Annotated in this window: 15 protein-coding genes and 1 tRNA gene; 7 read left to right on the top strand and 9 right to left on the bottom strand. The window is 43.8% G+C overall.

The window, feature by feature from the left end:
• Nucleotides 1-287 precede the first annotated feature (287 nt).
• The 6 genes from LW728_RS03395 to LW728_RS03370 form a co-directional block, all read right to left on the bottom strand.
• Nucleotides 288-743 (bottom strand): DUF29 domain-containing protein, encoded by a 456-nt coding sequence (locus LW728_RS03395; protein WP_287765189.1) that lies wholly within the window; start codon nucleotides 741-743, stop codon nucleotides 288-290.
• Between the two features lie 262 nt (nucleotides 744-1,005).
• Nucleotides 1,006-1,076 (bottom strand) — tRNA-Gly (locus tag LW728_RS03390).
• A gap of 85 nt (nucleotides 1,077-1,161) precedes the next feature.
• Nucleotides 1,162-1,899 carry an HAD family hydrolase gene (locus LW728_RS03385; protein WP_106909663.1) on the bottom strand — a complete coding sequence of 246 codons (738 nt, stop codon included), beginning with the start codon at nucleotides 1,897-1,899 and terminating at the stop codon, nucleotides 1,162-1,164.
• 414 nt (nucleotides 1,900-2,313) lie between these two features.
• Entirely contained in the window at nucleotides 2,314-4,911 is a 2,598-nt protein-coding gene (locus tag LW728_RS03380) for an AAA family ATPase (protein WP_287765186.1), read from the bottom strand.
• 271 nt (nucleotides 4,912-5,182) lie between these two features.
• Entirely contained in the window at nucleotides 5,183-6,478 is a 1,296-nt protein-coding gene (locus LW728_RS03375; protein WP_287765184.1) for a S1 family peptidase, read from the bottom strand.
• A 9-nt stretch (nucleotides 6,479-6,487) separates the two neighbouring features.
• Nucleotides 6,488-6,793, bottom strand: coding sequence for a CU044_2847 family protein (locus LW728_RS03370; protein ID WP_002762380.1), 306 nt, complete (start codon nucleotides 6,791-6,793; stop codon nucleotides 6,488-6,490).
• Between the two features lie 786 nt (nucleotides 6,794-7,579).
• Here LW728_RS03370 and LW728_RS03365 point away from each other — a divergent pair.
• The 5 genes from LW728_RS03365 to LW728_RS03345 are packed head-to-tail and all read left to right on the top strand — an operon-like array spanning nucleotide 7,580 to nucleotide 12,309.
• The gene (locus LW728_RS03365; protein ID WP_287765182.1) at nucleotides 7,580-9,127 is read left to right on the top strand and encodes a bifunctional pantoate--beta-alanine ligase/(d)CMP kinase; all 1,548 of its coding nucleotides are present in this window, start codon (nucleotides 7,580-7,582) and stop codon (nucleotides 9,125-9,127) included.
• Nucleotides 9,112-9,612, top strand: a complete 501-nt coding sequence (locus tag LW728_RS03360; RefSeq protein ID WP_002803933.1) for a type II toxin-antitoxin system VapC family toxin — start codon at nucleotides 9,112-9,114, stop codon at nucleotides 9,610-9,612. The genes LW728_RS03365 and LW728_RS03360 overlap by 16 nt, the downstream gene beginning before the upstream one ends.
• A 10-nt stretch (nucleotides 9,613-9,622) precedes the next feature.
• Nucleotides 9,623-11,446: a phosphodiester glycosidase family protein gene (locus LW728_RS03355; protein ID WP_287765180.1), complete on the top strand. Its 1,824-nt coding sequence runs from the start codon at nucleotides 9,623-9,625 to the stop codon at nucleotides 11,444-11,446.
• A gap of 14 nt (nucleotides 11,447-11,460) precedes the next feature.
• Nucleotides 11,461-11,784, top strand: a complete 324-nt coding sequence (locus tag LW728_RS03350; RefSeq protein ID WP_002737682.1) for a phasin family protein — start codon at nucleotides 11,461-11,463, stop codon at nucleotides 11,782-11,784.
• Between the two features lie 6 nt (nucleotides 11,785-11,790).
• Nucleotides 11,791-12,309: an FKBP-type peptidyl-prolyl cis-trans isomerase gene (locus tag LW728_RS03345; protein ID WP_002803929.1), complete on the top strand. Its 519-nt coding sequence runs from the start codon at nucleotides 11,791-11,793 to the stop codon at nucleotides 12,307-12,309.
• An 83-nt stretch (nucleotides 12,310-12,392) separates the two neighbouring features.
• Here the strand turns inward: LW728_RS03345 and psb28 are convergent, their stop codons facing one another.
• A complete protein-coding gene (psb28, locus tag LW728_RS03340) occupies nucleotides 12,393-12,731 on the bottom strand; it encodes a photosystem II reaction center protein Psb28 (RefSeq protein ID WP_104396760.1) in 339 nt (112 codons plus the stop codon).
• A 200-nt stretch (nucleotides 12,732-12,931) separates the two neighbouring features.
• Here psb28 and LW728_RS03335 point away from each other — a divergent pair, with 200 nt between their 5' ends.
• On the top strand, nucleotides 12,932-14,440 hold the full coding sequence (locus LW728_RS03335) for a helicase C-terminal domain-containing protein (protein ID WP_287665120.1): 1,509 nt from the start codon (nucleotides 12,932-12,934) through the stop codon (nucleotides 14,438-14,440).
• 227 nt (nucleotides 14,441-14,667) lie between these two features.
• On the opposite strand, the gene LW728_RS03330 is transcribed toward LW728_RS03335, so the two are convergent.
• Nucleotides 14,668-16,215, bottom strand: coding sequence for an FAD-dependent oxidoreductase (locus LW728_RS03330; protein WP_287765177.1), 1,548 nt, complete (start codon nucleotides 16,213-16,215; stop codon nucleotides 14,668-14,670).
• Between the two features lie 52 nt (nucleotides 16,216-16,267).
• A complete protein-coding gene (locus tag LW728_RS03325; protein WP_043998133.1) occupies nucleotides 16,268-16,603 on the bottom strand; it encodes a hypothetical protein in 336 nt (111 codons plus the stop codon).
• A 175-nt stretch (nucleotides 16,604-16,778) separates the two neighbouring features.
• Here LW728_RS03325 and LW728_RS03320 point away from each other — a divergent pair, with 175 nt between their 5' ends.
• Nucleotides 16,779-18,380, top strand: coding sequence for a 2-isopropylmalate synthase (locus tag LW728_RS03320; protein ID WP_287765175.1), 1,602 nt, complete (start codon nucleotides 16,779-16,781; stop codon nucleotides 18,378-18,380).
• The last annotated feature ends 130 nt before the right edge of the window (nucleotides 18,381-18,510 follow it).

The raw sequence follows: 18,510 nt of genomic DNA, 5'->3' as shown, positions 1-18,510 counted from the left end.
AGCGTTAGATTTATTGGGAGTTTCCCTGATTTGTACCCAGTAACGGGGCGCTGTAAATTCTCTTAATCCCTTCTACAGCACAGGTTATGGCCTTTTGTCAACGGGGAAGTCCAGGTATAAGGCGTATTTCCCTTTTCAAAAGGCTGATAGTTTGTCGATATTTTTTGATAACATTCGCCCCATTTATCTAATTTCCAGTCTTTGGCTAGACTGATATTTTTTAAGTATTGCATTGCTCTCAATTACTCCGAAGCTTTATGGCAATCTCACTTTTTATCTTTACTCCCTCACTGTCCATCTCTCCAAAACTTTTCAGTTAACAGAGTATCCACATCCTTCGCAAAAGGACAAACATCAGGAAAACTTGTATCAGGATAATCCTCGCGCACCGACTCCAACGCTTCCCCGTAGGATTCCCCAAAGATCTCGACTAGAAAGCTTTTTAAACTCGGTGAGTATTTAAACTCTTTTTTTAACTCGTTGCGAAAATTCCGGATCTCGACCTCCCATCCCCGATAACAATCCGGGAGAGCGACATAACACCGTTTTAAGAGATGCTCCAGTAAACGAACCAGAAAACTATGAACCGATTTACGCTGACCAATTCCCAAGGATTCCACCTCCTCGATTAAATTGTCCAGATCGATCGCAGCGAAATCTCCGGCTTTTAATCGATCTACTGTTTCGTCGATCCAGAGAGCGAAATCGGTATCGTAGAGCGTTTTCGTGGTTGTTGGTGTCATGCTCACGTCCTCTCGGTATTCTTTCACTATCCTAGCTCAACCGACTCAAAACTTTTTTTAATACTTCCAACTCCTCTAAGATTATAGATATCTTGTGAGAACCAAACTCCGTTTTGCCTTTTGCATGAGTAGAAAACGGGTTTCTCCGAGAAACCCGTTTTCTGTGCGTTACTCACTGAACTTCTCCCATACATATCTACTACAATAGCCGAAAACCCTTATCCATCAGACGACAGATAATGTGTGACTGCACAACAACTTAAGCGGGTGAGGGGAATCGAACCCCTATCATTAGCTTGGAAGGCTAGGGTTTTACCACTAAACTACACCCGCATTTTCTTAGCACTTTCGTTAGCATAACACGAATTGCCGATTTTTACAAGTAGGGATTTTCAGCTTGTGAATCGCCTCTAGATGGTCATAGATCGCCTAAAAATCCCGATCGCTCCTTTTTATCCCCGATTTGGCTAAAAGTTTCTTCCACGCGATCGAGGTCTAGTTGGGAGAAATTATCGATCGCCCAGTTGGACACTCTCTGCATAAAATGGAAGGGGTAGGTATGAGCGATTCCCACCACCTGCATTCCCGCTCTTTTTGCCGCTTCGCAACCAGCAAAAGTATCTTCAATCACCAGACATTCCCAGGGTTGCAATTGCAGATTAAAATTCCAACGATTGAATCTTTCTACGGCCAGTAAATAACCATCCGGTTGCGGTTTACTGGTGCTAATCTCATCACCGGTGACAATGACACTAAAGTAATCCCCAAGGCCCGTCTGTTGCAAGATTGATTCTACTTCCGAGCGTATTGCTCCCGTCACCAAACCGATTTGTAGATCCCTGGCCTTAACCCGTTTTAAAAAAGAGTATATCTCTTCATAAATAGGAAGTTTCTCTAATTTTCCTAATCTTTCTCGGTATAAACTGGTTTTTTTGTTAATTAACTTAGTCAGATACTCCTCGGTCACTTGACGACCGCGACGGGTGAGAACATTACGCAAACAGACGCGATCGCTTCTTCCCAGACATAACTCCGCAAATTCCGACCCTAGGGGCAGTAAATTTTCCCCGAGCAAGATTTCATTGATTAACTCTTGATGGATTGGTTCATCATTGATGATCACCCCATTAAAATCGAACAGAACAGCCTTTAACATCAATCTTAGACAGAAAAGCTAATAAATACTCACTGTTCTTGATTATACTAAAGTTTTTCGTCGGGGCCGGGCGGGTCTTGTCCCTGACCCCATCTCAACAAACAATTTTAATCGGAAAATTGCCAAGGCCTTGACAAATTCCCAGATTTGTTCTATTATTTTGTTATAGTGGGAATCCGTGCTGCCCTGTAACCCCCCTATTTGGGGCTAAAATATTAGCCAAAAATATAACAAAAGAATTTAGGGACCTGCGTGGGAATAATATCCCAACCGATCGGAGGGCGCAAGCTTTGCGCCCCTACAGTAACGGATTTTGTCCACAATGTAGGGGCGAACTGCGTTCGCCCAAAAGGTACATTAATGTAGGGGCGAACTGCGTTCGCCCAAAAGGTACATTATTAAAGCGCAAGTCCCTTAGGCCATTGTTTCCGATACCCAACGACGGAATAATTCCACAGCAATCCGATAACGGGAGTCTTGGCATTCGATGACATGATGATTTTCAAGGGTTTTTAGGGCCCGGTCGAGAGTTGTGGCAGTTAGTCCGGTGCTGGACAGTAAATCTGCCCGGGTTAATCCTTGCAGATGGGGAGAAAGAACTATTAAAATCTCCTGTTGTCCGGCCGCATCTTGTTTAGCCTGTTTCCAGACACCCGTAAAATAATAATTCCCCCTTTGGAAAAACTCAGCATCGATGGCTTTTTCCACATCTTCCACCTGAAAACGAATATCTTGGGGACGTTGCAACTCAAAGACCTGTTTATTATAAAAACGTACCAGATGAAAGCCGATCAGTTGTACTAAATAGGGTTGACCGTGGGTAAGTTGATAAATTTTGTCCAAAGCGGATGGGGTATAGTCTAGGGGAAAATCCTCGTCTTCCCCAACGGGATTAGCGAGGATAACGCGAGTGGATTCAGGAGAGAGGAAACTAACTGGAATCGGGTAAACACTGCCAAAAAAAGGATGAAAATAATCGGCAGTCATCTCCTCTAGGGTATGTAATCCGGCAAAAACAAAAGCTAGACGCGGATTACTCTGGACAAGGGAACGCAGATAGCCGAGGAAATTCTGGGGGAGGGTATTCGCTTCGATTAAATCCTCAATTATCTCGAACTCATCGAGGGCAATAATTAAACCAGTTTTAGCTTTTTCCGGCAGAATCTGGCGCATCAGACGGTCTAAATAACGATTAAAATACATTTCTGGATGTTGGGAGATTTTTTCCTCTTCTGGGGCATCAATTGCCAAAGTTTGGGCGATTTCCTCAGCCATAGTCAGGAGAACTTCGGCTAGGCTGGTTACTGTGGCCAAGCGCTGTAAATTAATGTAGATAACCGAGACATTTGGTGGAAGATATGCCTCCAGATTGCGTAGAATCGAAGTTTTACCCATGCGACGATGACCATAGAGAACCACGGAGGATAGGTTATCTCCCGACCACATTGACTGAAGTTCCCGCAGGATATCCTCACGACCAACAAAGCGTTTACCGATCACCGGATCACCGATAATGTAGGGATTAGGAATCGGTTGGGTAATAGTTACCGTTCCCACCGTTCCCGCGATGGATGCGCTAATTTTTGCCCATTTTTCGGCGATAGAAAGGATTAATTCTTTTTCTGCTTGGGGTAAAGTAGCCGCCTGTTGGTCGTTTATATCCCTTAATTCCCCGATAATCCGATTAAGAGCGAGGGATCTGGTCTGTTGGGAATAACTTCTCTGGACTAAAGCCATTTCTGTGATAACTAGATTTAAACTGCTGATAGCTTGCCAAGTTTGCGGACGTAATGAAGGTTCTGCGGCAATGGGGGCAACCTCCAGGGAAGCGATACTATGGAGAGTTGCTGCCTGACTAAATCGGTGTAAAGTTTGGGCGAGGCTATACATTTCTTCCCCGTAGGCGAGGGAACGTACCACAGCAAAGGCTTTTTCGGCTTTTTCGGTGTCCCGTTGGTGAAGATACCAAAAACCAGCGGCGGCGGCACGAGCAGGGGTATCTAGACGGATTTTGCTGGGAGGAAAAGAAAACAGTTTCGCGGACGCATATTTTAACAATTGCCAATCGGAGGTATTTTCTGCCAGACGGGACACCCGATAGATAATTTCTGCCTCTGGGAATTGCGATAAAACGCGATTAACGGCGACAAGGACAGGAATAAACTGGTGGCTGTACCGAAGGTATTGATTGAGGTTATTAATAGCTGTTTCCCAGTCTTGCTGTAACCATTGTTGTAGAGTTGAGGTTAACCCCGGCAGCGGTAGAAGGGTAATACGGGGAAAAAGTCGCCCTTGGGGACCGGCCAAAAGCCCGATTAGCCAATTATCAGGACGGAAAAAGGCGAATATAAACCCCACGCCGAACACCCCGCCCCACACCACGCCGGACCTCACGCCGAACACCACGCCGTACAGCACGCCCAACCACACGCTGAACACCACGCAGAACACCACGCCGGACACCACGCCGGACACCACGCCGGACACCACGCCGAACACCACGCCCAACACCACGCCGGACACCACGCCGGACACCACGCCGGACACCACGCCGGACACCATGCCGGACACCACGCCCAACCCCACGCTCGACGCCACGCTCAACACCACGCCCCACCCCACGCCCAACACCACGCTCAACACCACGCTTAACACCCCGCCGTGCACCACGCCGAACACCACGCCGGACCCCACGAACACCCAATTAACAGAAAGTCCTAAATTTGCCGCTATGCTAAAGATAATCAGAGGGGTAATTACAGTTAAGAGAAGACCCTGAATCCCTAGACGCAATTGTACGGGATGGTCGCGGAGAAATTGCATTCTATCGCGCCATGTTTTCTGTTCTGTTAATTTATCGCCGCCGCCTCTCGTTTCCACATACCAGCGCACTGCTTGGGGAAAATAAAACACCCAGTACAACAGCAAAAGATAATCAAAGGGATTCCATAAAGATAAATCGCGTTTGAGTTTAGGAGCGAGATTAATTCTGGGGACGGTGCTTTCCTTCATAATTTTTATCTCTAGCTATTTACCCGGTGATGGTTTATTAAGTAGTTAGGTGTTACTCAAGGTAGGATCAAACCCCCCTTATCAAGGGGGGCAGGGGGGATCAAACCCCCTTATCAAGGTAGGATCAAACCCCCCTTATCAAGGGGGGCAGGGGGGATCAAACCCCCTTATCAAGGTAGGATCAAACCCCCCTTATCAAGGTAGGATCAAACCCCCCTTATCAAGGTAGGATCAAACCAAAAATTAAATCAACTTATTGTTTAGTTATAACCTAAGTTCGGGATGCTGAGTTATTGACTTTGGTTTGATAAAGTTTAAAACAATTTTGCATCACCTCTCGCGGCTTTCCTTGACTTTGCCTAACAAGAGAACTTATTTCCTCCTCAGTAAAAGTCACTCCAGTTTGACTTAGACGATGACTAATAAACTCTTTAATTTTAGCTTCATCCCATAATTTAATCGGAAATTGTTGACAAATTCCCTCGAAAGGTGAATCACCTCCTTTGTTATCAGGAAATAAAACATCAAGGGAACGATTAGCCGCTACTACTAATCTTAAAGGTGGATCGGGACGATTGGCCAACTCTCTTAATTGACTTCTAAGCTGATAGCTGAAATATTTTTGAGTCATATTATCTACCACATCCAATAATAACAGGATTTTATGTTTTTCTAATTCCCTAGTTAATCTAGTTCCTTTGAGCGGTTTATCGTAATTCGCAGCTATACCAATCTGATGACATAATTCATAATAAAAATCCTTATCTCCTGCTAATCCTTCTAAGTTTAGATACAAGGGTTGTCGATGACTAAGTAAATACTCCCTTGCTTGATGGTAAATTCCCCAAAGCAGGGTGGTTTTTCCCGTTCCCCTTTCCCCGATAATAGCAGCACTACTGCCGGAATTTAAAACCTCAAAAATATCTTTAATTTCTTGTTCTCGGCCAAAAATCTGCTGAATTTCTTTAATACCTCCGGAAGTGGGTTTAAAAGGATTATGGGCATTTTTTTGGGGTTGTAATTGCGGAAAATATTTAAAAATAGTCTGAACTGGAATCGCTCTTCCTCCTAAATCACTGTACTCATCTCTGGTTTTATTCACCACTCCGCACACTTTCCCCGTGCGTAAATTTAACAGAGGTGAACCACTAAAACCGGGTTGTACTTGCCCTAATTTAAACTTGATTAAGGGGTTTTCATCCCCCGTTAAACCTATATACTCAAAGTCACTAGGATCACCGTTCGGATAATCGTTGGTATAGCCAAAAGTGTATAATTTATCTGTTAATTGTAAATCGTGATCAAAATCGACATATTTGTGATCTAAAGACGAGTTTAATTGTAAAAGAGCCAGATCGATCCCGTCTAGATTCGGTAAGTGGATAATTTTAGCCCCAGAAATTTGACCTTGCCAAATTATCTCGATAGTCTCGCGATTATCCCGCGCATCTTTTACCACATGAAGACAGGTCAAAATTAACCCTTGTCCCACAAAAAAGCCTGTTCCTGATGCATCGATTAACTTTAACCTGACAGTGTACGGGGGTAGAGATTCCGGGGTAAGCATTTAATCAATTTATCCTCCCCATTCTAGGGTAATTTTTAAATTTCCCTTTCCTTCACCTTCCACAATTAAAGCGGTTAGTTTACCGGATTTTACCCTGACTTCTACCCCAAATTCTACGGTGGCCTTTTTGGGCTGCACTTTACTTATCGTAGCAGCGATCGATTCAGTAACTGCCTCAATTGTATCAGCCACACTTTGAAAGTCAAATATTTGATCGGATACTTCCCGTTCACCACCGAAACTTCTCGCTTCCACTAACATGGTGACATTTTCTTTAACTTTAACTGAAATAATCTCAGATCTAGATTCTGGCATAAGGCTCCTCGAATGACCCGTTTATGGTTTTCTCGATTGCTTCTCGGACAAACTTATAGCGGAAGCAAAAAGGCTTATATATATTTCGGCACGGATTCCCATTATACTAAAAAGTATAGGTCAAATCGAGGGATTTTGTCAAGTCTTTTTTGCCATTAATCTATATAATTAGCTCGTTTTAATTAAATTAAAGATAGATTTTAGGTTCGATCCCCCCTGCCCCCCTTGATAAGGGGGGTGCCGATAGGCGGGGGGATCTCCCTTGATAAGGGGGGTGCCGTGATAAGGGGGGTGCCGATAGGCGGGGGGATCTCCCTTGATAAGGGGGGTGCCGATAGGCGGGGGGATCTGCCTTGATAAGGGGGGAACTGATCTTTTTTAACACCTACCTATATAATTGTCGGGCTGCTCACCAGTCATTGTCCTGAAAAAAATTATGCCCCGGTTTGTTAAACAAGCATATATGCAGCGGTCAACCGAGACAGCACAGGAGCCTCTCTTATTCTTTGTGTGATCAGTTTAACTTATATAGAACCGATCAATCTTTGTGTCCTTTGTGTCTTTGTGGTTCGTTCCAGTCGCTCGCTGGCGGGAATATATCTTATAAAATACATTTTACCCACCAAACCCAAGAGAGCCGACAGGAGACAAAAACGAGTTATTGGACAGAAAGAGGCGATGGGATGTTATTATTTAAAGCCGATTCCCCGGAAGCAGCCGAATTGATCATCGGGCAGCATCCCCTGGCGAATAGTAGTGGAATAGGCTATTAAAGGAGTGAACCCTGTGCAAATATTCACAACAATCCCCGGTTTACGCACTTTTTTGGCTGATTATCGCCATGATCACAGTATTGCCCTCGTGCCAACCATGGGCGCTCTCCATAAAGGTCATGCTAGTCTAATTCGACGCGCAGTGACGGAAGCGGAGGTAACTGTGGTCAGTATTTTTGTTAATCCTCTACAATTTGGCCCCACAGAGGATTTTTCTCGCTATCCCCGCAGCCTTGACAGCGATCGCCAATTGTGTGAATCTTTGGGAGTTGCTGCTATTTTTGCTCCCAGTGCGGAAACTTTAGGAATTGGTAATTCTGAGGAGATAACCGCAGTTGTTCCCCCGATTTCTCTGACTAGCGGGTTATGTAGTGCTTTTCGTCCGGGGCATTTTCAGGGAGTAGCCACAATTGTCACGCGGTTGTTTAATATAATTGCACCGACGATCGCCTATTTTGGCGAAAAGGATGCCCAACAGTTAGCGATTATCCGACAATTAGTCAGGGATTTAAATTTAGCGATCGAGATTCGCGCTTGTGCTACAGTGCGAGAAACATCGGGATTAGCAGTTAGTTCTCGCAATCAGTATCTATCGGCCACAGAAAGGGAAAAAGCGACAATTATCGCCCAAAGTTTGCAATTAGCCCTCGAAAGTTTTCGTTTAGGGGAAAGACAAAGGGAAAAACTACTGGCTATTGTGCAAAAAAATCTCGACAGAGTACCAGAATTTCGCCCTCAGTATCTGGATTTAGTCCATCCCCAGAGTTTACAACCGATCGAGCAGATCGAGACAGGGGGACTGTTAGCGATCGCTGGATTGATCGGTCAAACCCGTTTAATTGATAATATTATCTTGCGTCAACGTCGGGCAGTTATCGCTATTGATGGACCTGCTGGAGCAGGAAAATCGACGGTAACGCGCTTAGTAGCCGAAAAATTGGGGTTAACCTATCTCGATACCGGTGCGATGTATCGCGCGGTGACATGGTTAGTGGTGAATTCCGGTCTGGATTTGTCCGCAGAAGCGGCCATCGCCGAGTTATTATCTTTAGCGAAGATAGAAATAATCCCGGCCGATAGTCCCGAAAATGTGACTATAGTGAAGATTAACGGGCAGGATGTGACTTTAGAGATTCGCTCTCCCGCAATTACCTCGCAAGTGTCCAGAATTGCCGCTCAAAAAGCGGTGCGACAGCAGTTAGTCACCCTGCAAAGACAGATGGGAATATCGGGGGGAATAGTTGTGGAAGGTCGGGATATTGGTACTAATGTTTTCCCAGAAGCGGAATTAAAGATTTTCTTGACAGCGACACCCGAAGAAAGAGCCAGAAGGAGATTAAAAGACTTAGAAGCGCAGGGAAATGGAGGTATTAGTCTCGCAGAATTAACCCAAGAGATTGAAAAAAGGGATTATTTGGATAGTAATCGCTCCCTAGCACCCCTGCGAAAAGCCACAGATGCGATCGAAGTTAATACCGATCATCTCACTATTACAGAAGTCACGGAAAAAATCATTGCTCTTTATCATCAAGGAGAAGAAAATCAATGGAGAAGCCTCTAGTTTTTTTAGATACTGATGTTTTGATTTCTTATCTACGAGGAGATCTTGCCAGTGTGCATTTATTTGATCGAGAAATACTCGATCGCGTTTGTCTTGCTATTAATGCGATCGTTTTACAAGAGTTATTATTTTTGGCAGAAGTTCGTAATCATCCTGAAATAGTCGATCGGATTCAAGAAAAGGTGACTATCTTGGATTTTGATTTAGTAAAACTTGATCAATATTGGCAAAATGCTAGAGATATTCGCAATATTTTGGTACACTCGAATGATGTTTTAATTTTAAGTAGTGCCGCTAATTGTGATTATTTAGTTACCTATGATCAAAAACTTAAAAAAGCCTCTAGTTATCTATATAACTCTAAACCGATGGTAGTAACACCTGAAGAATTATTAGAGGTTATCGATCAAAAAAATATAGTCCCTTCTAGCCTCTCTTGCCAAGGATATAAATCCTCAAATTTCCCCTTAAACAAGGTGATTTAGGGAGATATTTATGAAGTTAAATTATCTGAATTTATCATCTATCTGTTTAACGGTAACTTCCTTGATAATTCTTGGCAGTCCAGCTATATCTTTAGCCGATCACAGATCACCAATAACTTTAGCTGCTAGGGATTTATCAACCCAGCAACAGGGAAAAAAAATTATTCTTAATGGTCGTTCTTTGCCCGTTTCTTGGCGACAGTGGACAACAGCAAATAGTACCAGAATCGCCATGGGTGACACGGGAGCAAGACAATTATTTGGCATGGATTTTCTTAGCACAAATGATCCAAAAAAGCAACCGATAAGCTGGTTTAATTTACAAACTTTATCAGCTAATTTGCTCGATTCCGATCGCTGGCTGGATGTTACGGATATTTTACTAAAAATGGGGGCAACAACCACTATTAATGGTGATAGTTTAACTATTAACTTTCCTGCTCCCCAGATTCAAGATATTCAGCTAGAAAATTATGGAGCAGTACAAAGGATTATTATTCAACTTGATCGCCCGACCTTTTGGCAAGTTAGTCAGGCAAAAAATCAAGCAGTGATTACCCTAGAAGGAAATGCCCAGCAATCGCTCGTCTCTAGGTTTCAACCCCAAAATATCAGCAACAGTAATCAAAATAACGATGAAGATGATCTAGGTAACTCTAATAATAACTTAGCCACTCAGATCACTTCCTTAGAAAATAATGGGGTGATCAGTCGTTTAAAAATTAACCTTCCCACTGCCTACGGATTACAGATCAGCAGTGTGGATAATCCTCCCCGAATTATCATTGATTCTCGTCCCGATGCTATGGATGAAAAGCGCATTGTTTGGCAACCAGGGTTAATCTGGAATCAAAAATATATCCAGTTAGACAAAGATTGGTTTCCCGTGACTTGGTTAGAAATCGATCCTAGAAATCCTCAGATAACTATTAAACCAATTACCGCTAATTCCACCTCAATGCGCGGCACTAATCCCCTGATCACGATTAATAGCGAAAGTAACGCAGTAGCGATGATTAATGGCGGCTTTTTTAATCGTAATAATCAGTTACCTTTGGGAGCAATTCGTGTGGATGGCAAATGGTTATCTGGACCAATTTTAAACCGAGGAGCGATCGCATGGGATAATCGTGGTAAAATCAGGATCGATCGCCTGAGTTTAGAGGAAACTCTCATTACTGCCACCGGACAACGTTTTCCCCTAACCCAGTTAAATAGTGCCTTTGTGGCAGCCGGCTGCAGTCGTTATACTCGCGATTGGGGAAGTAATTATCATCCCCTCACCGAGCGGGAAACTGGGTTAGTCGTCCAAGGCGATCGCGTGACGGAGAAATTAAATAATCTTTTGCCACAGGATAGTATAGAAATACCAGAAAATGGCTATTTAGTCATCTGCCGAAAGACAGATATTAATTTAAATATTGGTGAGACAGTCAACCTCGATAGCGTCACCCTACCGAGGGATTTTGCCAATTATCCTCAGATTTTAGGTGCTGGCCCCCTATTATTGCAGAATGGGCGCATAGTTTTGGATGGAAATGCCGAAAAATTTAGTCCGGCATTCCAAAATCAACAAGCTTCTCGCAGTGCGATCGCAGTTAGCCGAGAAGGAAAAATTCTGCTAGTTGCTATCCATAATCGCGTCGGGGGAAGGGGGGCAACTTTAGGCGAATTAGCTCGAATTTTGCTGTTAATGGCGGCAACAGACGGTTTAAACCTAGATGGGGGTAGTTCCACTGGAATAACCTTAGGGGGTTATCTGCTCGATCGCTCTGCCGTTACCGCCGCAAAAGTCCATAATGGAATAGGGATATTTTTATCCCCGTCTCCTTGAAAAGTGTGAAAACAATGGATAATAGCGACTGGATTAAACAATTGCTGCTGATGGGTATTGGCACTACTTCCATGGTGGCAGAAAAGATCAAAGAAGTGAGCGATGAATTAGTAAAAGACGGTAAAATCAATTCCGATCAGGCTAAAAACTTTGTCGATGATCTGATGACACAGATGAAGTCCGAACAGGGAAACTTCGAGAATAACTTAGAACGCTATATTCGCCAGATCTTGCGGGATTTAGGGGTTCCCCGACAATCGGAAATGGACGAACTGCGGGGAAGGATTGATAGATTAGAACGGCAGGTGAGAGACTTAGAGAATAAACTCTGGCGTTAGGGAACTATGAAATCAATGCGCGAAATCTTGCTCAGTTTTGCTATTATTGCGGTTTGTGGCTTATTTTTAATCGTTGCTTCCCTCTTTGGTGGAGGGGAAAAAACCAATGCGATCGCCGCAGAAATAGATCCACCCGCTATCACTCAAACTATTAATAAGGAAATCATCTCCATGGATTTAGATCAAGCAGTTACCACCGATTCGGGACTAAAATACATCGATATCGTGGAAGGAACTGGAGAAAGTCCCCAAAAAGGTCAAAAAGTGACTGTTCACTACACGGGAACCCTCACAGACGGCAAAAAATTCGATAGTTCCAAGGATCGCAATCAACCTTTTACCTTTACCATTGGAGTGGGTCAAGTGATCAAAGGATGGGATGAAGGAGTCGCATCGATGAAAGTCGGTGGACAGCGTACCTTAATTATCCCCCCAGAATTGGGTTATGGTGCGCGGGGTGCCGGTGGGGTAATTCCTCCCAACGCGACTTTACTTTTCGATGTGGAATTGTTGGGAGTTAAATAGGTTTTTCCTCTGATTTTTCACTTCTACCCGCATCTATCCTGAATGCGGGTTTTTTGACAGATTGCTGGAAGCTAAGGGCAAAATCAGGAGGATTTAGTAAATTCTAGACCGTTTTCGCTGCCGTAACGCTCCATAAAACGCATAAAACGATCCCACTCTGCGGGAGAATTAAAAATAACCGTAGCTTCGATCGCCGTAGGTTTACCGTTGATGAATTTGCCTTTTACTTCCCTGGTGACGATTTCCCCTTCCTCATCGACGAGATACATCCCCGTGATTTCCTCGGTTTGTTGATCTCCGAGGATAGTCGGTTGATCAAAATAAAATTTTGCCGATCCCTTCTCTCCCGTTTTAGTGCGACTTAAGCGGATATCGGGAACAATCGGTTCTTTTAACCCCCTGGAAAACTGAATTTCTGCCATTACTTTTCTTTATCCTTCTCATAAAATAGACATTTCTAGATCATCTCACACCAAGTCGCAAGTAAAAAGCAGATGCAACAGCATAAACTTAAAATATCCACGGTCAACTCGTGGGAGTAGGTTTGACTGATGAAAGATCACTTGTAAACCTCTCCCTTCCCACTGATAACCGATCACTGATAACCAATAACTGAGATGAGATGGTTTTATTAGAAGCAGCGGTTCATTCTTCCCTACGCGCTTTTTTACGCGAACAAGGACGCTTTTACTGGTCTCATCATCTCACTATGGGGCGACTGGTGGCTAGAGCTTTACGCTTAAAACGTTCCTCTCTCATACAAACTGGAACTACTCTATCCCGTTATTGTCTCAGTTATCTCACCCCGGCTCTTTTGGGTGATACACCTGTTCTGATTGTTGCCCCAGAGTCAGAACTAAACCTACTGTTAGAAGTGGAAATCCCCCATCTGCAAGCATGGTTACAAACTCAGCGAGATATCCTCAAAAGCGATCGCTTTCCCGCTAATTTTACCGGTTTACTCCTCACCACACCCCAACAATGGTTAGAGGATAAATTGGGCAATCTCGGTCATTTTCCCCAGAATATCCCCACAATAATCGATCGGGCCGAAGATTTAGAAACTTGTCTAGTAGATTATCTCACCGTCACCATTACTCCCGAACAATGGTTCGCTTTAGGGTCAGCATATCCCCAGCATAAAGAGGTTATAGACTTAATTAAAGCACAACTTAGCCAAAGTATTCTTGGTCATCCAATTAATCCCTATAATTGCTATCTTATTGATGCCAAGGAAAAAGAATATATAATTGCTCTCCTGCAACGCTTGGATCAAGACTTAGTCACTAATTCTGCTTGGCAACTTTTAGCGGCAAAAATCCCCGAGCATAATTATCTCCTCTGGACATCAGTAGATCGAGATCGAGAAGAATTTACCCTAAAAATCAGTCCTTTGGAGGTGGCTAGTTTTTTCAAACCGATTTGGCAGCAGCAACCCTTTGTTTTAATCGGCAGTTTTTTAGATAGCGAAAAATCCGCTAATTTATACCGTCAAAATCAGGGTATCGGAGAAATTTTAACTTTAAAGTTTGCAGCCGATCGCGAAAGTGAATATATTCATTTATATCTACCCGATCGCATCAGCGCCCCCAATACCCCCGAATTTCAACCGATGTTATTAAAGCAAGTGCGGGAATTAGTTAGTGCTAATCATACCAGTGAACAACCGATAGTAATCCTGATTGAAGATGTTCCCCTCAAGGCACAAATTGCCACCCAAATGGCAGCCGATTACGGTTCGCGAGTGCAAGTGGAAAAAACTGAGATTAATAGTAATACTATTCTCGTTTGTGGTTGGCAATTCTGGCAAACCCATCAAGAAAAATTTCCGACTCCCAGTTTATTAATTATCGCTACTTTACCCTTACCCTCCCCCGAAAATCCTCTCGTTGCTGGCAAAATTGCCTACTATAAACGACAACATCTCGACTGGTTTCGTGCCTATCTTTTACCCACAGCAGTAAGGGAAATTCAGCAATCTGTCCAGTCTCTCCGGGAGTGTCAAGGTTGTGTGGCTGTCCTCGATAATCGTGTCAATGCCCGCAGTTATGGCCGACAAATTCTCTCCGCTTTAGAACCCTATGCTAAAGTTAATTATCTCGATCAACAATTTTTTCAAGATAAAGATTAAATCAGTTATCAGTTATCAGATGGGGTGCATCTCAATTTTGTAGAAATATCTATATTACATTTGGGCGCACGCAGTGCGCCCCTACCATTGACGCGATAATATTATTGTAGGGGCGAATTGCATTCGCCCTCTTGGAATAACTTCTGCTGCTCACCAATATGTGAGAGAATGTCACCAATAAGAGATGCACCCTATCAGTAATCAGTTCACTGATCACTGTTTACTGATCACTGATTACTGATAAAATCTCCCCCAGAGCCATATTTCCAACTATCCAAATAACGATGATAAAGATATTTTTGCTTGTCGGGTAACTTTTCTAAAACAGGTTTTAAGGTGGCTGCCAAGGGATATAAACCACTATACAAAGCTAAATTCAAATAATGTCCCGTCCAATCGATAAAAGGACTGATACCCACTTGTGGAATCATCGGTAAAACTAATTGAGGATTAACCAAAGGCAAAGTTTTTGAGAGGGAAGAAAACTGCACCACATCCTGTAAAAACGGTTTTAAGACCTCATCTCCCAACTTATCCATTACCCGAAAAACTCCACTCATTAAGTCATTAATTTGATTGGGATTAGGGTTAGCAGACATGGCAACACTCATAGTTTTTTGAAATAGCCACGTTACCGATATATTGGGTTGATAGGGTTGTAAAAGGGCTAAATCTTCTCGGTTTAAAGCATCGATTTGTAAAGCTTCCTCGATGGCAAAAGTTAGCCTTTTTAAATGCCTAACCATTGCCCCAAAACCACCAAAACTGACCGGAGATTGACTACCGCTACTATCTCCCACTGCTAGAATTCTTGACCAAGGCATTTTTAAAGGACTTTGACGATAGGCCGGGAAAAAACCCGCTAGAAAACGCTGAAATTTTACCGCTTCTAAATCTACCTTTTGATACTCCGGCAGTAATCTTAAATACTCCTCCATCAAAAATTCTAAACTAAAGCGATCGGGATGGGTATCAAGATAGGTAAATAAATAAGTTGTCCGACCATCCCTAGCGGGAAATGCTTCCCAAAAGTATTGACATTGGTGCAAGATTGGGGTAAAAGAATAAATCAAATCACCAGTTTCATTACTGGGAAAACCCTGACCGCAACTACCCACCACTAAACAAACTCCATCGGGTTTTTCTCCTTTTCTTGCCTGTTTTGCAATTGCTGAAAAATGACCCATGGCATCGATTAATAAACGGGTTTTTAAAGTCATTTCTCCCGTTTTAACCATTACTCCATCGGGATGAATAATCCCCCCACTAAACCCCGAATTTTCTAATAACTTCCCTCCCGCTTCTAAAAACTTAGTTTTTAAAGTCTCTAGCAAATAAACCGGATTAACACCGATATTTAAAATATCTCTGACCCAAAGCTCATAACCTTGATAAAATCCCACCCTAGCAGGATTATATTCTGTCGCTATCGCTTGATTTAATTCAGCTTCGGTCAATAAATCTAACTCTAAAAAACTGCTTAATTCTAAACGGGAAATATTCCACTCCTGCTCACGACCGCGCAGAATACCTCTTTCTAATAATGCCACACGCCAGCCCCTGGTTTGTAAAGCAGCCCCGATGAAAATTCCCAAAGTTCCCCCGGCAATAACTAGATCAAAATCCGTATCTCCTAAAGATTCTTGACTTTGATTAATTACCGTGGGAATAAGCGGATTTTCTAAACGCAAAGCTTGCCAAGCTCGATCACTGGCTCGCAATTGTTGTAAACTCTGAGGAGATACTCGATCGAGTAAAGATGCAACTAAAGACATAATCTTATATCAGTTATCAGTTATCAGTTATCACCATATCCAGAGGAGAAAACTACTTAGATTGGAAAAACTTTTTCCCTTCTTCAACGAGTTTATTAATATCCTTGAGAGAAACCCCAAAAATCGCTAAAACTCCCGTAAAGACTAACAAAAAACCGATAAAACTATTCCGATCATAGAGAAATAAACCCACCAAAACGATAAAATAGGGAGAGAGAATTTTACTAATATTTTCAACTACAGTAACCACCTCTGGAGTAGGAGTCTCAACAAGATTAATATCGGTTTTATCCTGATCTGGTTCGAGATTTTGCTTAATCGAAAACATCACCTCCTGTAGGTCTTTTACCTCCGGTGGGTTCGGTTCCTTCCCTGGTTTGCCAAACATTTTTAACTCCCTCGCCAATTTATCCATATCCTCTATGGTAGCCAAAAAAAGGGCAAGCCGGAAAAGCGCGAGCAGGTCGAGAAATTCTCAGGGCAATTTTCCTTATAACCCCCTCGGCCTCGGCTGCTATAATCAGAGGAACAACTCCCAAGTTCGTTAACGGTACAAAAAAACTATGAATACCAGTCCAGACCGTGTGATTATCTTCGATACCACCCTTCGAGATGGGGAACAGTCCCCGGGTGCCGCTTTAAATGTGGATGAGAAGCTAACCATAGCACGCGCACTGGCACGACTGGGAGTTGATGTCATTGAAGCAGGTTTTCCCCACGCTAGTCCGGGAGACTTTGATGCGGTGCAGAAAATTGCCGCCAGCGTCGGCGGCGAAGCTGATAGCCCGATTATTTGCGGATTAGCCCGCACTACCCAAAAAGATATCAAATCTGCCGCCGATGCGCTCAGACCCGCCGCCAAGCCCAGAATTCACACCTTCCTAGCCACATCTGATATACACCTCCAATACAAACTTAAGAAGACTCGTCAGGAAGTTCTTGAGATTGTGCCGGAAATGGTGGCCTATGCCAAATCCTTTCTTAATGATGTGGAATTTTCCCCCGAAGATGCCGGCCGCAGCGATCCGGAATTCCTCTACCAAGTCCTCGAAAGAGCGATCGCCGCAGGAGCCACCACCGTTAATATTCCCGATACCGTCGGTTATACCACCCCTAGCGAATTTGGGGCTTTAATCCGGGGAATTAAGGAAAATGTCCCCAATATCGACCAAGCGATTATCTCCGTCCATGGTCACGACGATCTAGGGTTAGCGGTGGCTAATTTCCTCGAAGCAGTTAAAAATGGCGCTCGACAGTTGGAATGTACTATTAATGGTATCGGTGAGCGTGCCGGTAATGCTTCCCTAGAAGAATTGGTGATGGCCCTTCATGTCCGGCGCTCCTATTTTAATCCTTTCCTCGGTCGTCCAGCAGAGTCCACGGAACCTTTAACCAAGATCAACACCAAGGAAATCTATCGCACTTCTCGCCTAGTTTCTAATCTTACCGGCATGATCGTGCAACCGAATAAGGCGATCGTCGGTGCTAACGCTTTCGCACACGAGTCGGGAATCCATCAGGACGGGGTGTTAAAACATAAACTCACCTATGAGATTATGGACGCAGAATCGATCGGTTTGACCCATAATCAGATCGTCCTCGGTAAACTCTCTGGCCGCAACGCTTTTCGCTCTCGTTTACAGGAATTGGGTTTTGAGCTTTCGGAAACGGAACTTAATAACGCTTTCATCCAGTTTAAGGAAATGGCTGATCGCAAAAAGGAAATCACCGATCGCGATCTAGAAGCGATTGTTAACGATGAAATCGATACGGTTCCCGATCACTTCCGCCTTGAATTAGTACAAGTGTCCTGTGGAAATAGTGCCAGACCCACGGCCACGGTAACAATTCGCACTCCCGACGGTAGCGAGTTATCCGATGCGGCCATTGGTACAGGGCCAGTGGATGCTCTCTGCAAAGCGATCGATCGAGTGGTGCAGATTCCTAACGAATTAATCTCTTTCTCGGTGCGGGAAGTGACCGAGGGAATCGATGCTTTAGGAGAAGTGACTATCCGTCTCCGTTACGAAGGACGCACCTACTCTGCTCGCGCGGCCGATACCGATATTATTGTCGCCTCCGCTCGCGCCTACGTCAGTGCCTTAAACCGTCTCCATGTCGCACTGCAGCAGAAGGAAAAAACCCCCGAAATGCTACAAGTCTAGATAGGGTGTTAGGGTGTTAGGGTGTTAGGGTGTTACTTGAAATTCCCCCACTACCCCATCACCCCACTTCCCCACTTCCCCCCGCAACGCGCACGCAGTGACCACCCCACTTCATAATTCATAATTCCCA

This window comes from Microcystis sp. 49638_E5 (assembly GCF_021300285.1).
In the GTDB taxonomy this organism is placed as follows: Bacteria; Cyanobacteriota; Cyanobacteriia; order Cyanobacteriales; family Microcystaceae; genus Microcystis; species Microcystis aeruginosa_C.
Note: the sequence above shows the minus strand (reverse complement) of the source record. Positions and strands in the feature narration are given on the sequence as shown.